The sequence below is a fragment of the Halomonas binhaiensis genome (assembly GCF_008329985.2).
GTDB classification, from domain to species: domain Bacteria; phylum Pseudomonadota; class Gammaproteobacteria; order Pseudomonadales; family Halomonadaceae; genus Halomonas; species Halomonas binhaiensis.
The window spans coordinates 102,725-114,771 of the sequence record NZ_CP038437.2; the positions used below are offsets into that span (position 1 = coordinate 102,725).

Annotated in this window: 17 protein-coding genes; 3 read left to right on the plus strand and 14 right to left on the minus strand. The window is 56.4% G+C overall.

The features are described from left to right. Positions 1 to 2 precede the first annotated feature (2 nt). The 14 genes from E4T21_RS00570 to E4T21_RS00630 form a co-directional block, all read right to left on the minus strand. A complete protein-coding gene (locus tag E4T21_RS00570) occupies positions 3 to 293 on the minus strand; it encodes a PAAR domain-containing protein (protein WP_149282569.1) in 291 nt (96 codons plus the stop codon). Between the two features lie 8 nt (positions 294 to 301). Next, positions 302 to 793, minus strand: a complete 492-nt coding sequence (locus E4T21_RS00575) for a phage baseplate assembly protein V (protein ID WP_187775070.1) — start codon at positions 791 to 793, stop codon at positions 302 to 304. A 61-nt stretch (positions 794 to 854) separates the two neighbouring features. Then, positions 855 to 1,301, minus strand: a complete 447-nt coding sequence (locus E4T21_RS00580; protein ID WP_149282573.1) for a phage virion morphogenesis protein — start codon at positions 1,299 to 1,301, stop codon at positions 855 to 857. Beyond that, positions 1,294 to 1,782: a phage tail protein gene (locus tag E4T21_RS00585; protein ID WP_149282575.1), complete on the minus strand. Its 489-nt coding sequence runs from the start codon at positions 1,780 to 1,782 to the stop codon at positions 1,294 to 1,296. Before E4T21_RS00585 ends, E4T21_RS00580 begins: the two co-directional genes overlap by 8 nt. After that, positions 1,779 to 1,940, minus strand: coding sequence for a hypothetical protein (locus E4T21_RS21615; protein ID WP_420827749.1), 162 nt, complete (start codon positions 1,938 to 1,940; stop codon positions 1,779 to 1,781). The genes E4T21_RS00585 and E4T21_RS21615 overlap by 4 nt, the downstream gene beginning before the upstream one ends. Next, entirely contained in the window at positions 1,888 to 2,259 is a 372-nt protein-coding gene (locus E4T21_RS00590; RefSeq protein WP_149282577.1) for a hypothetical protein, read from the minus strand. Before E4T21_RS00590 ends, E4T21_RS21615 begins: the two co-directional genes overlap by 53 nt. Continuing rightward, positions 2,256 to 3,068, minus strand: a complete 813-nt coding sequence (locus E4T21_RS00595) for an N-acetylmuramidase domain-containing protein (protein WP_149282579.1) — start codon at positions 3,066 to 3,068, stop codon at positions 2,256 to 2,258. The genes E4T21_RS00590 and E4T21_RS00595 overlap by 4 nt, the downstream gene beginning before the upstream one ends. Beyond that, positions 3,068 to 3,346: a phage holin family protein gene (locus E4T21_RS00600; protein WP_149282581.1), complete on the minus strand. Its 279-nt coding sequence runs from the start codon at positions 3,344 to 3,346 to the stop codon at positions 3,068 to 3,070. The genes E4T21_RS00595 and E4T21_RS00600 overlap by 1 nt, the downstream gene beginning before the upstream one ends. An 8-nt stretch (positions 3,347 to 3,354) precedes the next feature. Continuing rightward, a complete protein-coding gene (locus tag E4T21_RS00605) occupies positions 3,355 to 3,702 on the minus strand; it encodes a putative holin (RefSeq protein ID WP_149282583.1) in 348 nt (115 codons plus the stop codon). 37 nt (positions 3,703 to 3,739) lie between these two features. Next, a complete protein-coding gene (locus E4T21_RS00610; RefSeq protein ID WP_149282585.1) occupies positions 3,740 to 3,949 on the minus strand; it encodes a tail protein X in 210 nt (69 codons plus the stop codon). Then, positions 3,949 to 4,419: a head completion/stabilization protein gene (locus E4T21_RS00615; RefSeq protein ID WP_149282587.1), complete on the minus strand. Its 471-nt coding sequence runs from the start codon at positions 4,417 to 4,419 to the stop codon at positions 3,949 to 3,951. Before E4T21_RS00615 ends, E4T21_RS00610 begins: the two co-directional genes overlap by 1 nt. A 104-nt stretch (positions 4,420 to 4,523) precedes the next feature. Continuing rightward, positions 4,524 to 5,240 (minus strand): phage terminase small subunit, encoded by a 717-nt coding sequence (gene gpM / locus E4T21_RS00620; RefSeq protein WP_149282589.1) that lies wholly within the window; start codon positions 5,238 to 5,240, stop codon positions 4,524 to 4,526. 10 nt (positions 5,241 to 5,250) lie between these two features. Next, positions 5,251 to 6,267: a phage major capsid protein, P2 family gene (locus E4T21_RS00625; protein ID WP_149282590.1), complete on the minus strand. Its 1,017-nt coding sequence runs from the start codon at positions 6,265 to 6,267 to the stop codon at positions 5,251 to 5,253. Positions 6,268 to 6,280: 13 nt separating this feature from the next. After that, complete coding sequence (locus tag E4T21_RS00630) at positions 6,281 to 7,093, minus strand: GPO family capsid scaffolding protein (RefSeq protein WP_149282592.1); 813 nt, start codon at positions 7,091 to 7,093, stop codon at positions 6,281 to 6,283. Positions 7,094 to 7,237: 144 nt separating this feature from the next. Between E4T21_RS00630 and E4T21_RS00635 the strand changes: the two genes are divergently transcribed. From E4T21_RS00635 to E4T21_RS00645, 3 genes are all read left to right on the plus strand, one after another. Further along, on the plus strand, positions 7,238 to 9,016 hold the full coding sequence (locus E4T21_RS00635) for a terminase large subunit domain-containing protein (RefSeq protein ID WP_149282594.1): 1,779 nt from the start codon (positions 7,238 to 7,240) through the stop codon (positions 9,014 to 9,016). Then, complete coding sequence (locus E4T21_RS00640; RefSeq protein ID WP_149282596.1) at positions 9,013 to 10,083, plus strand: phage portal protein; 1,071 nt, start codon at positions 9,013 to 9,015, stop codon at positions 10,081 to 10,083. Before E4T21_RS00635 ends, E4T21_RS00640 begins: the two co-directional genes overlap by 4 nt. 777 nt (positions 10,084 to 10,860) lie before the next feature. After that, positions 10,861 to 12,018 carry a hypothetical protein gene (locus tag E4T21_RS00645; RefSeq protein WP_149282598.1) on the plus strand — a complete coding sequence of 386 codons (1,158 nt, stop codon included), beginning with the start codon at positions 10,861 to 10,863 and terminating at the stop codon, positions 12,016 to 12,018. The last annotated feature ends 29 nt before the right edge of the window (positions 12,019 to 12,047 follow it).

A 12,047-nucleotide genomic window follows, 5' to 3' on the forward strand; every position in this document is an offset into this window, starting at 1 on the left:
TATCAGCCCCCTGCATGGACATTGCTGCTGCCGGTTGCGACGGAAGATCCGCAATCGACGGGATCTCCGATTCGACCGAGCTGTTTGCCGTTGACGAAAACACTGCCTGATCCGGATGCCAGAGCACCGCCGTGGCAGGTTGGTTGGTTGTTGCAATGAGTGGCCCAGCCATCACCCTGCCGGTGAGCGGCAATGCCGTTGACGTAGACATTGCCACTGCCACCAGTGCTGTTGCGTGGCGGGAAACTGCCATGTCCAGTACATGTGTCGCCCTTGCGTGTGATTGCTGGCATGGGTGTCCTCAGTTCAGGTCGATGCGTGAGCCATTCAGTCGAATGCCGGCGGCGTCCATCTCCAGGGTGCTGCCGTTGGTAGAAAGCAGAATTCTGGAGCGGTCCATGGTGATGCTGCTCGGCCCGGTGACGGCATGCAGTCGATGTGCCGCGTGGTTGTATTCGAAGCTGGCACCATCCGGCATGACGGCATGGAAAAGGTCGGGACTGTTGCAGGGTGCAGGGTGCTGTGTTCTGAAAAATCCGGGCAACACTGCCGCACCGGCGAGGTCTCCACCTGGAGCCAATACAAGGACCTGCTCCCCCACCGTAGGCGGGCACCAGGTTCGTGTTGTCCCTGCTCGGGCTTCCTGCCATACCAGCCAGGTTGTGAGCAGTTCGCCGATCTTTACTCGCACACAAGGCAAGCGTTTGCCGGGCTCACCATGGTCCACCTCGGCGATGGTGCCAAAGCGGATCAGGTTGTTGATCAGGCGGAGAAGTTCGGCGGTGTTGTTCATGCAAGGATGTTCCCCCGCCATTCGCTGAGCACTCCAGCGATGGATGTTGTAAATGGCCGATCTACAACGTGAGGTGGTCGATGACCATGTCCCGGATGAAGCGCTGGTCTTCCTCGCTATAACCGAGTAGTTCGCGCTGGGGGTAGTCGTAGGATGGCCCACCAGGTTGAACACGAGCCCTCAGTCCCATCTGGTGTATGCGTGCGATGCGTGCCACCCGACCCATGAAGTTGACCTCAGCGCTATGCGGGTCTGACTGGGTTTTCATGTATTTGGCTTGACGGATCTTCATGAACATCGGTTGACGACGAACGAAACCGGCCTGGTCCTTTTTCGGCTTGCGTGGTTCAAACTCGCTGCCATCAGGATTCCGTTGGTGTGCGATTCGCTCACGTTGGCGGCGGCGCAGTGCCGTGGCGATAGTGCGGGCCAGCTTGCGGCGCTCTTTCGGCGTCAACTTGGCCAGCAGTGGTGAAACCCACTCTTCCAGACTCTGCAGGTCATCCATTCGGGGAGTCCCACTCGCTTGCCAGTTGGTGGTCGGTATCGCTTGGTGACTTCACATAGAGCATCCAATGTTTGGCCGGGCAAGTATCGATCGGGAATTCCGGCATGCGATGCTCGCTTTCGATTTTGCCTTCGTCGCAGTTGACCTTGGCCACCACACGCTCGGTGAGCGTGACCTCGATGGCGAGATCCCATCGGTCATTGGCCAGTAGCTCCGCATCAAAGCGCACGGCCTCATTAGCATCGAGGTCTGGCTGGTAGTGAGAGAGCCACTGCAGTAACGGAATCATCACGACGTCAGTGGATCCTCCCAGGTCAGTGATCACGATGCGTGCCGGCACGCGGTACTGGTGAGACAAGTGCTGGCCACGAGCAAATTGGATAGCACCGCGCTCGATGAACGTCAGCAGGCGGTCGGGGTCCTTTCGTAAGGCCGGAATGCTGGCGAGTAGGTGCTTTCGTAGAGACTGCAGTTTGATCACTGGCGGTCCTCCAGCGCCTCGATGAGGCCATTATGTCGTGTGGCACAGCTGTGATATTGGCTGGCCCAGGCGGTCATGGTCAGCGCCACATCCCCACCGGTGCCGTCAGTCAGAGGTGGCAGTGCTGAAGGGCAAGGAGTCAGCAGAGTCTGCTGAATCGGGGACGGTGCCGGCGGCGGCGTGGTTGAGCAGGCGGATAGCGTTAGGCTCAAGACACACGCGGCGGTAAACAGGTTTCTCGACCTCACGGATGATTCCTCGATCAATGACACGTTCGCTGGCCTGCAACTGGGCCAGCCGGTCTTCCACACGACGGGCGATATCTGACTCCCGCACCATGGCCGCTTCTATGGCGGCATCCACGGCTTGCATGGCCGTGAGGCGTTGGCTGTCCTCGAGCCAGCCCCGTGAATACCAGCCTGCCGCGACACTGGCGGACAGCAGGCCAGCTCCTATCACCAGCTGCAGACGAATCACGCTGCCACCTCGAGTTGTCGATCATGTCGTCGGTAGGCGGCAGCAAGGCGAGTGTCGTAGTCGTTGCGCTCGAAGGCGGGGCCGTTGTAACGTCTGGCGAAATCTCGCCAGTCCTGGCGCTTCAGCGCACGGTGCAAGCCCGCATCCACCTCAATGAAACGCACGAAGGCCTCGAGTTGAGTGGCTTCGCTCTCTTCCATGGCCCCGACGAACTCGCCCACGTTGGCGTATTCCAGTACCGACCAGTGGTAGCCCATGATCTGGAAGGCACCCCAGGAGGCAGATTCGAGCGCGGATGTCACATGCAGGTTGGCGGCACGCTCGAGACGACCGTGCTCTCGGTATCCACCGATATAGCCCCCAGGCTTGTCGTTGACCAAGTCGGGATGCTTCTGTTGTAGCGGTACCGGATTGATCTCGTGATGAATCAGCCTGCGACGCATGATGTGTCGCTCGAACAAAATGATTGGCTGCCCATGACGAGGCCCACCCACGTAGAAGCCGCGCCCACGCGACTCGACCTCGTTGATGGCCATGATGGCGGCCAGTTCGACATCCAGGCGATTGGCGGCGTTGACTAGGTCGATTTGTTTCAGCGCATTGGGTTCAGCGTGTCGTTGCAGTGCTTGGCGAGTCTTAGGGCCCACAATGCCATCCATGACGAGACCATGTTCACGCTGCACTGCCCGAACGGCTGCCTCAGTGATATCCCCATACCAGCCATCAGCGGCAATGTCATGACCGACACGCTGCAGATCACGCTGCAACGATTCGACTTGGTAACCGGTATCTCCATGTTTCAGCAGCATCAGTGTCTCCGGGTAAGGTGCAGGGAGCGCAGCAGGTGGGCAAGGTTGCCGCCATGGCGTAGCAGCAGGATGGCGAAGGCCACCTGCCAGATAGCCAGCAGCGTGGTCACTGGTTCAGGTGGCGGCATGCCGGGCAATTTGACGATCAGGGTGAAGTTCGCGCAGGTCACCAGCCACGCGACGAAGGAGATCCCTCGACGATAGCGACTGCCCCGGCGCTGAAATGTGAGGATGCGCCCCACGATGACGAGGGCGGCCATCACGGCGATGTCGATCATGAAGACATTCACTTTTTCCCTCCCAGCCAGGCTTTCAAGTCAACGGTACGCACCACATCAATGAACCTTTGCCCAGCAGTGACCGTGACGGCGGCACCGATGAAAGCCGACACCGCAGACGCCTCCAGATAGTCCCCGAGCACAGAAGGTCCACCCAGGTAGCCGATGACGAACGAGATCGGCAGATAGGTGATCCGGACCCACAGGGCGAACTCCTGCTTCGAACTGATGAAGAACAGGACGGCACCACACAAAGCGCCAATCACGGCATTGGCGTCGACACCGGGCATCATCCCGAACAGCGTGGCGCCAACGGTGGCAATGCCGGCGAAGGTAGTGGAGCTGGGTTCGGCCATGGAGTCCTCTGCGTCTTCTCGCCTCTTCGGGGCGATATCAATCCCACAGCTGCACGGTGCTCGTGCGCTGCGGTTGGGGTGAGGTATCGGGTAACTGCACGGGGGTGCCTTGGGGCAGTGATGGTCCTAACTCCGCAATACCCGGGTTGAGGTCGAGCACCTGCTCGGTGATCCCTGCCGTCACACCAAAGGTGCGATAGCAGATCTGGTCGAGGGTCTCGCCCTGGTGGGCGCGTACGGTACGCACTAGATCAACTCCACAACGGTATGGTTGTGGTCCTGGATTTCAGCAACGGCCCAGCGAGCGTCTCGCCGGTAATCATCGGCGGCCAGATCCTTTGCCTCGCCACGTTCGTCACCCTCACGGGTTGCTGATATCTCACGGTAGCGCTCGAGCAGAGAGGCATGTGCCGTGGCGTAGACCGCGCGGCGATACAGCAATGGATAGATACCTGGCGACTGCCAGTTGGGTGGCGTGACATCATCAATGGTGGCAGCACCCTGTCCTTGTTGCTCGGCTTGCCATGTCCGGAGCTGGCGGTTGATGTCCGCCATGGCCACGCGCAAGGCATACTCGATACGCTCGTTGGGTACCGTATTGATCAGGCGTTCCGCCTTTCGAAAGTCGTCCGGCTCTATCTGAGGCCAGAAGCCGTTGTTGTCGAGCGGTGGTGACGGTGATGGTACTGGGTTATATCCCGCATCAATGAGTGACATGGCGACCTCGATAGGAAGGGGGTGGGCCGGGATCTAAGATGTGGGACCGTAGTCCGATCTTTCCCGGCGCCCCCTTGGCGTCGGCGTGCGACTCGGTTGGATGATCAGGTGTTAGCCTGACCACCGGCGTTTTGTTGCTTGGCCTGGCGCTCCAGCTGCTCGATGTCCTTCTTCACACCGACCTTGTCGTTGAGCTCAAGAGCACGACGTAGATGCTTGAGGGCTTCATCGATGCTGTTGCCCTTGTCGCGATAGGCATAGCCGAGGGCCTTGTGCAGCTTGGCGCGCACCTGGTCGTGCATATCGGCGTCGCGTGTCAGTGCTTCGGCAGTTACCAGGTGCATGACGAGATGGGCAGCAGCTTCACTGTTATCGCTGTCGTCACCTTCCCCCCTGGTGGTTTGCAGTTGCTTGAGAGCTTCCTCGGCGACCTGTTCTGCCACCAACGAGGCGGTGTCGCGCTCGAAGCGGTCAGGAGTGTCGAGGCCATGCTTGATGGCGTATTCAGCGATGGCCAGAGCACCGGCGATATCCCCAACATCCAGACGCCAGAGCATGACCGTGACCAGCACGTCGTCCTGGGCACCAGTACCAGCCGACAGCACACCATCGACATAGGGGGCAAACTGAGGCAGCAATTCACGTTTGCGGGCAATCTTGGCCTCGACGGACTTGATACCCTTGAGCGCCTGTCGGGCTTCCCAAAGTGCAGCCGCGTGCAGTTCGTACTGCTCGCCAGTCTGTGACTGGCCAGGTGCGGCGTCCCCCGCCGCTTTCGCGGCGGTGACGCGCTGATAGTGCTTTCGTGCAGGGCTATGCATGATTGGCTCCTTAGACTGACCAGTCGCCGAAAACGATGTTCTCGACGAGGCAGCCAGCCCCGAAATCCTCGACGACGTACGCGTCATTGGAGCTTTCGAAGTTCTCTACGCGCTTACGCTCGGGCTTGTCCTTCAGGTAACGACGACGGCTACCACGTTGCCAGTAGATGGAGAGGTTTTCCGGCGGGGTGATTAGCAGGGTACCGTCGGGCATGTAAGGCACCCGGGCTGCCTGCTGGCCGCCCATACGCTTCTGGCTGACGATCATGTCGAGAGCGCGCTGCTCTGTGGGCTGCTGGTACTCGCTGATCAATGGGAAGTACTTATCGGCGAGGATCTTGCGGCCACAGATTGCGCGTAGGTCAGTGGACTCGCGGTGCCAGGGATCAATCAGTTCATTGACCACGTCGTAGACCAGGGCGTCGAGGTTGGCATAGTCGCCCCCTGGGCCGACACGCACCTCTCCAACATTTGCGCCCTCACTGAACACTCGGGCGGGTGCCTGGGCGCGGTAGTGCTGCAACCAGCCGATGTTGACGTCCTGCAGTAGCGGGTTGGCGACGCGATCGGTCTCGCCTGCAGCACTGGTACCGTTGAGTCCGATCATGATGCGGTCGAGTGCCTGCTGGCGGATGATCATGTTGCGTACCCGGACCTGGAAATCTGCGAACTTGGCCCAGGCGTCCAGCTTGCTCCAAGGCAGATAGGTGTCGAACTCTGTGGAGCGGCATTCGTAACCCTGATCATCCAGTGAGCTCAGGTCGCGTGGGGTGCGGTCATTGGTCGTTACGTTGGTCCGACCGGCGATGGGGCCGGTCAGCCCCAGACCAAGCTTCTCACCCTTGAGTTCGTCGACCCCGACGATGTTGATCTGACCCAGGAACTCACTGGACTCCTGGATCTTGGTTTCCAGGGTCTGTTGAACGCTGGGTTCGACTGCGAAGGACTCGGTCGCGCTGGGCACCCCCGACAACTGGGCGATGCGCTGGGCGAAGCGGTTGAATTCTTGACGAGTATCGTTGCGCATGGGGTGGGGGTCCTCAGCAATCAGTGGTTACAGAATCGCCACCGCCAGTGGCGGCTCCGCGATTCGGAGTGTCAGGGGTGTTGTCGAGCTTGCTGTAGAGCTTGTCGAAGCGACTCTTCAACTCGTCGTGGGCCGTCTTCAGCTCTGCGAAAGTCTCAGCGGTAGGGCGCTTGCCCAACTCATCAGTCAGCTCGCCGTGCTTTTGCACGAACAATTCGAGGGTCTTTTCAAGCTCAGCGCGGAAGGCAGAGAATCCCTCCTTTGTCTTGGCATCTTGCTTGCGAAACAGTGCCTTGACCCGTTCAGCCAATGTGGGGCCTTGCTCTTCCGGCTCCTCGGTAAAGTCGAATTCAACCTCGACCGCCTCAGAGAAGACGTTGCCTGGATGTTGTTTACGTGCGGCGAGTGGAGAGGCATTTCCAGCCTCGCGAGAGAATTTCAGCATCTCGGTACCGAGACTGGCCGGAGAGTCGGTGACGGCGAGACCTTCGAGGTAGGCCTCGCCGGTATCAGCGAAGCTGGGATTGACTTCAATGGAGGTGTAGACCTTCTGGCGTTTGCCATTGATTTCTTTTAGTTGATCGGTGGGATCGATATCAGCAAACAGGCCAAGTTTGCCATCCTCGACCTCTTCGGCCTTGACGGCAGTGACATCGCCCAAAGCCGGGAAAGCACCGTCGGCAAACAGGCTGCGCATATGTTCCATCCATACACGGGCGCCGTATTTCTTCGGATCGTAGTTGGCTGCCATTTGATCGATCCACTCGCGTGAGATCTCTCGGCCGTCTGTTGTTGCGCCTTCGGTGGCGACTCGGAACCAGGGCATGTGATTTCCTCGACTGGGTACGGGGCAAACGTTGCCGTCAGGTTCCGCGTGCCTGTCGAATGACTCAACAAACTGGCGTTGTAAATCCGCGATCTACAACAACAGCCTGATTGGTTGGAAAGGAGTCGAGGGTAGGCTGGCGGCATGACTACGATGCCCCCAGACCTCACCGAATCGCCGCGCCTGACGGCTCGCCACCTGTACTGGCAGGGCTGGCGAGTGGCGCGTATTGCCGAGTTCATCGGCGAAAAGCCCGCCACGGTGCATAGTTGGAAAGCCCGTGACGCTTGGGAAGCCGCCGCGCCCATCGAGCGTGTCGAGCAAACGCTCGAGGCGCGGATGGTTCAGCTGATCGCCAAGCCTGACAAGGAGGGTAAGGACTACAAGGAAATCGACCTGCTCGGCCGACAGCTCGAGCGATTGGCTCGGGTGCGGAAGTACAGCGAGACCGGACGCGAGTCGGATCTCAATCCGAACATTGATGCGCGGAACGAAGCTCCTCGTAAACGAAAAGCACGGCGCAACTACCTCGACGAAGAACAGGTAGAGGCACTGAAGGCAGCGTTTCTGGATTCGCTTTTCGATTACCAGGTCGAGTGGCATGAAGCGGGTCAGAAGCACCGGATTCGCAATATCCTCAAGAGCCGACAGATCGGCGCGACCTGGTATTTTGCCCGCGAAGCTATCGTCGATGCTTTCGAGTCCGGGCGAAACAAGATCTTCTTATCGGCCAGTAAGGCTCAGGCTCACATCTTCAAGAACTACATCATCCAGTTCGTGAAGGAAGTCACAGACATTGAGCTCAAGGGCGATCCTCTGGTCCTCGACAACGGCGCCGAGCTGCATTTCCTCGGCACCAACAGCAAGACGGCCCAGGGCTATCACGGTGACGTCTACCTTGACGAGTACTTCTGGATCCATCGCTTTGCCGAGTTCCGCAAGGTCACTTCCGGCATGGCGATGCACAAGAAGTGGCGCCAGACGTACTTCAGCACGCCATCCAGCTTGGGGCATGAAGCCTATCCGTTCTGGTCGGGCGAGATGTTCAACAAGCGCCGGGCGAAGAAGGACCGAGCTGAATTTGACGTCTCTCACACAGCACTGGCGAGAGGTCTGATTTGTCCGGATGGTCAGTGGCGGCAGATCGTCACCGTCGAGGACGCCATCGCCGGTGGCTGCGACCTGTTCGACCTCGAGCAGCTGCGCCTTGAGTACAGCGACGAGGAATTCGCCAATCTGCTCATGTGCCAGTTCGTCGATGACAGCCAATCGGCGTTCCCCCTGACAATGGTGCATCCCTGCATGGTCGACAGCTGGGAAGTGTGGAGTGACTACCGGCCATTTGCACCACGCCCTGCTGGCGATGCTGGTGTCTGGATCGGTTACGACCCCACAGGCACCGGAGAGGATGGCGATGGTGCCGGGCTTGTCGTGGTGCTTCCGGCGCGTACTGCTGACGATAAGCACCGAATCCTCGAACGCCACCGCCTCAAGGGCGAGGACTACGAGGCACAGGCTGACTTCATCAAGGGCTTCCAAGCCAAGTATCGCATCGAACACATCGGCATTGACGTGACCGGCCTGGGCGAAGCGGTCGCTGAGCACGTCGAAAAGTGGTTCCCGACCTTGACCCGCTTCCGATACGACCCGGCGGTCAAGGGCCGTCTGGTCATGCAGGCTCAGCAGATCATGCGCAAAGGCCGCCTCGAGTTCGATGCCGGTTGGAGGGATCTCCTCCAGAGTTTCATGTCCATCAAGAAAGAGCTCACCGCCAGCGGCCGCCAGTACACCTATACCTCGGGCCGCAGTAAGGCGACCGGCCACGCCGACCTTGCCTGGGCCACCATGCACGCCCTCAGTCACGAACCTATCGACGGTCCCGCCCAGGGCACCGGCCAATCCGTAGTGGAGTTTTCCGAATGAGCGAGACAGCCGCCAAACCCCGTATCCGCGTACCATCCGGGTACCGCCATCAGCCGGCACCGAGTATGCCAAAGGCTGAAGCTTTCACCTTCGGCGATGCCGAGCCGGTGACCTCTATGCGTGACATCTTCTATGAAGGGCTGCTCCTCACTCCGGATGAGTGGTACGAGCCACCTATCCCGTTGGAGATCCTCGCCAAGAGCTATCGGGCGACGGCACACCATGGGTCAGCTCTCCAGGTGAAGCGCAATATCCTCCTGCGCACCTTCAAACCGCACCCACTGCTGGGTCGCCAGGCATTCAGTGGTTTGGCGCTGGATTACCTGGTATTCGGTAACGGTTATCTCGAGGAGGTGCGCGGCAGGTTGGGCAAGTTGCTGCCATTCCGTCACCTGCGAGCCAAGTACATGCGCCGTGGTGGCACCAATGCCGACCGGTACTGGTGGGTGCCGAACTACATCGACCGCACCGAGTTGCCCAGAGGGAGGGTGGTTCACCTGCTCGAGCCCGACGTCGACCAGGCCATCTATGGCGTACCCGACTACATCGGCAGTCTGCAGAGTGCCTGGCTCAACGAGAATGCCACCCTGTTTCGTCGCCGCTACTTCCTCAACGGCAGTCATGCAGGGTTCGTGATGTATGTGAGCGACCCGGCCAGCAACCAAGATGACATTGATGCCATGCGCAAGGCTCTGAAGGAGTCGAAGGGGGTCGGTAACTTCCGCAACCTGTTCTTCTACAGCCCAGGAGGGAAAAAGGATGGAGTGCAGATCATTCCCATCAGCGAGGTAGCGGCAAAGGATGACTTCTGGAACATCAAGAACATCACTCGCGATGACCAACTTGCTGGCCATCGAATTCCACCGCAGCTGATGGGCATCATTCCCAGCAACACTGGGGGCTTTGGTGATGTGGAGAAGGCTGCCAGGGTCTTCGTGGCCAATGAGCTCGAGCCGTTGCAGGCTGCTCTCCAAGAGGTGAATGAGCTCGTGGGCGAGGAGATCATCAGGTTCCAGCCATACTCACTGGGTGACCCAGAGCTCATGCCACTCGACCCAACTCGATGAACCAACTAAGGCTGAGGCACTGCCCATGTCAGGGCAGTGCCTTCTTTCATTCTGCCTCCTTGCCACACTGTATGGTCATAGATCTATTTACGACGGGAGTGGCATACAAGCCGTACTGGTTCCCCGTCACCATCGTGGACTGGTCGCCACTTTGAGTGAGCACGGTATAGCCTTGAGCGCCACACAGATCACCGGCTTTCTCGTAACACATCCCCCAATTCAAGGCACTGCCTGAGCAGTTGACGGAGTACCCTTGTTCGCCAGATGGCGTATACACCTGCTTCGATGACGCACAGCCAGCCAAGACTGATAGCGTGAGTAACGCAATCACAAGCCTCATGATCCCCTCCCTGCATTCGATAGTTCTAATGGTTCTAGTTGTTTTCGGTGGCATACCTGCCATTAGAAACAACTAGCACGCTTCGAACCACCAAGCCATGAACGGATCCAGTGACCAGGTCTCTCGCGCTATCGTCACCCCGCCCCGCCCGCGCTCTAAATAGGTCGGTTTTTATGCACTCATGCGATAAGGGGTGAGGCCGCGCCGTTACTGGGCTTCGATAAGGTTTTAAGCGGAGGGAAATTTACGCACTTTCATGCGCATTTCTACATTTTTTATCCTTGTTGGAATATGCTTGAAAGTCTGATTGAAGCAAACGATCAGAACCTTCATTAAAATGATTAACTCCAGCAGCATGAATAAAAGAGTGATAAGGTGCCTGCTGATTCCATTACCGACGAAGTTCTTAGATTAAAGTTTCAGTTGGAGAATTCAGGTTGAGTTACGAGTTTTTTTTAGAATTAATAGACAAACTTCCTCCTGTTAGCTTGAAGGATATAGGGGGATTTATTCGGGATATAGTTGTTGCTTCTACAGCTATATGGGCAGCATGGGCAGCAAATAAAGGATTGAATAAATATCTTTTAGATGAAGATATAAAAGAAAGGACAAAAAAGATTAGAAATGCAAATGACGTTGCCCATGAGGTCGCTCACTCTATAATTAATGAAATAGAGTCCATAGGCATTCGTAACCGAGTTGCTAGCGAAGGCGATCTGACCCAGGCTCGTGATTGGGCAGAAAAACTCTGTACAGCTACTCGTGGTGCGAGTTCACCTTTACAGACATTAGCATATTTGTTGAAGCAGTTGATGTTAAGCACAAAACACATCTATGAATATAGTGAGAGTTTTGAAAAAATACCATCTACGGATATATTAAATATTGTCTACGTGGTTGCTAGAAAAATTCAAGATGATTCTACTCATATTATTGATTTGCCAAAATACCCTAAAAAAACAGATAGTAGCAGAAGAAGATTTGAAGCTGGTGATTTTTTGCTTAAGGAGTCTATTGTAAGGTATTCTAGTGGACGCTTTGGAATTGATCTTCGTCCTCACTCGAATACAGCTTTTGAATTTTATTCAATTGTTATTAGTGTTACCAATAGTAAAATGCTTAAGCTGGAAAGCCTTCGAGTTCTTCGTTCGAATATCCCTGCTATTCTTAAACTATTTGACAAAAAGATTTATGTTCCTCCTATATTGGCCGTAGATGAAGAATCCGGGGCCGAACCATTACGACTCATGGGAAGAGAAACTTTTTTCTTATACGATATTAGAAGAATTGTGTATTACGGAGAAAAACAAGGTGTCGAATGGAAGATTGCCTACGGCACTCTTGATGGTGGACATAAATATAGTAATGGTCAAGCTCTTGTCAGGGATATTATAGAAAATTATCATGATATAATATTAGAGTCTAAAGAGTTTGTTAAAGAGATTGATGAATATGAATATAAATATAGTTTTTTCTTAGGTGAGTTATTGGAAATAACCGTACCTGATAAAAATATGAAAAAGCTTACAGGTATAAGAAAATGGAAGCTTGAACAGTGGCTTAAACGGCAGGGGGTCCGTAAGGGTAAAAAATGATGTTCCAACTCACTATAAAAAATTACGTG

Excerpts from the sequence above, each read along its gene's own strand:
- E4T21_RS00615 (WP_149282587.1), bottom strand. The coding sequence starts at position 4,419 with ATGTCACTCATTGATGCGGGATATAACCCAGTACCATCACCGTCACCA.
- E4T21_RS00595 (WP_149282579.1), bottom strand. The coding sequence starts at position 3,068 with ATGCTGCTGAAACATGGAGATACCGGTTACCAAGTCGAATCGTTGCAG.
- E4T21_RS00605 (WP_149282583.1), bottom strand. The coding sequence starts at position 3,702 with ATGGCCGAACCCAGCTCCACTACCTTCGCCGGCATTGCCACCGTTGGC.
- E4T21_RS00635 (WP_149282594.1), top strand. The coding sequence starts at position 7,238 with ATGACTACGATGCCCCCAGACCTCACCGAATCGCCGCGCCTGACGGCT.
- E4T21_RS00600 (WP_149282581.1), bottom strand. The coding sequence starts at position 3,346 with ATGATCGACATCGCCGTGATGGCCGCCCTCGTCATCGTGGGGCGCATC.
- E4T21_RS00625 (WP_149282590.1), bottom strand. The coding sequence starts at position 6,267 with ATGCGCAACGATACTCGTCAAGAATTCAACCGCTTCGCCCAGCGCATC.
- gpM (WP_149282589.1), bottom strand. The coding sequence starts at position 5,240 with ATGCATAGCCCTGCACGAAAGCACTATCAGCGCGTCACCGCCGCGAAA.
- E4T21_RS00570 (WP_149282569.1), bottom strand. The coding sequence starts at position 293 with ATGCCAGCAATCACACGCAAGGGCGACACATGTACTGGACATGGCAGT.
- E4T21_RS00640 (WP_149282596.1), top strand. The coding sequence starts at position 9,013 with ATGAGCGAGACAGCCGCCAAACCCCGTATCCGCGTACCATCCGGGTAC.
- E4T21_RS00630 (WP_149282592.1), bottom strand. The coding sequence starts at position 7,093 with ATGCCCTGGTTCCGAGTCGCCACCGAAGGCGCAACAACAGACGGCCGA.
- E4T21_RS00575 (WP_187775070.1), bottom strand. The coding sequence starts at position 793 with ATGAACAACACCGCCGAACTTCTCCGCCTGATCAACAACCTGATCCGC.
- E4T21_RS00580 (WP_149282573.1), bottom strand. The coding sequence starts at position 1,301 with ATGGATGACCTGCAGAGTCTGGAAGAGTGGGTTTCACCACTGCTGGCC.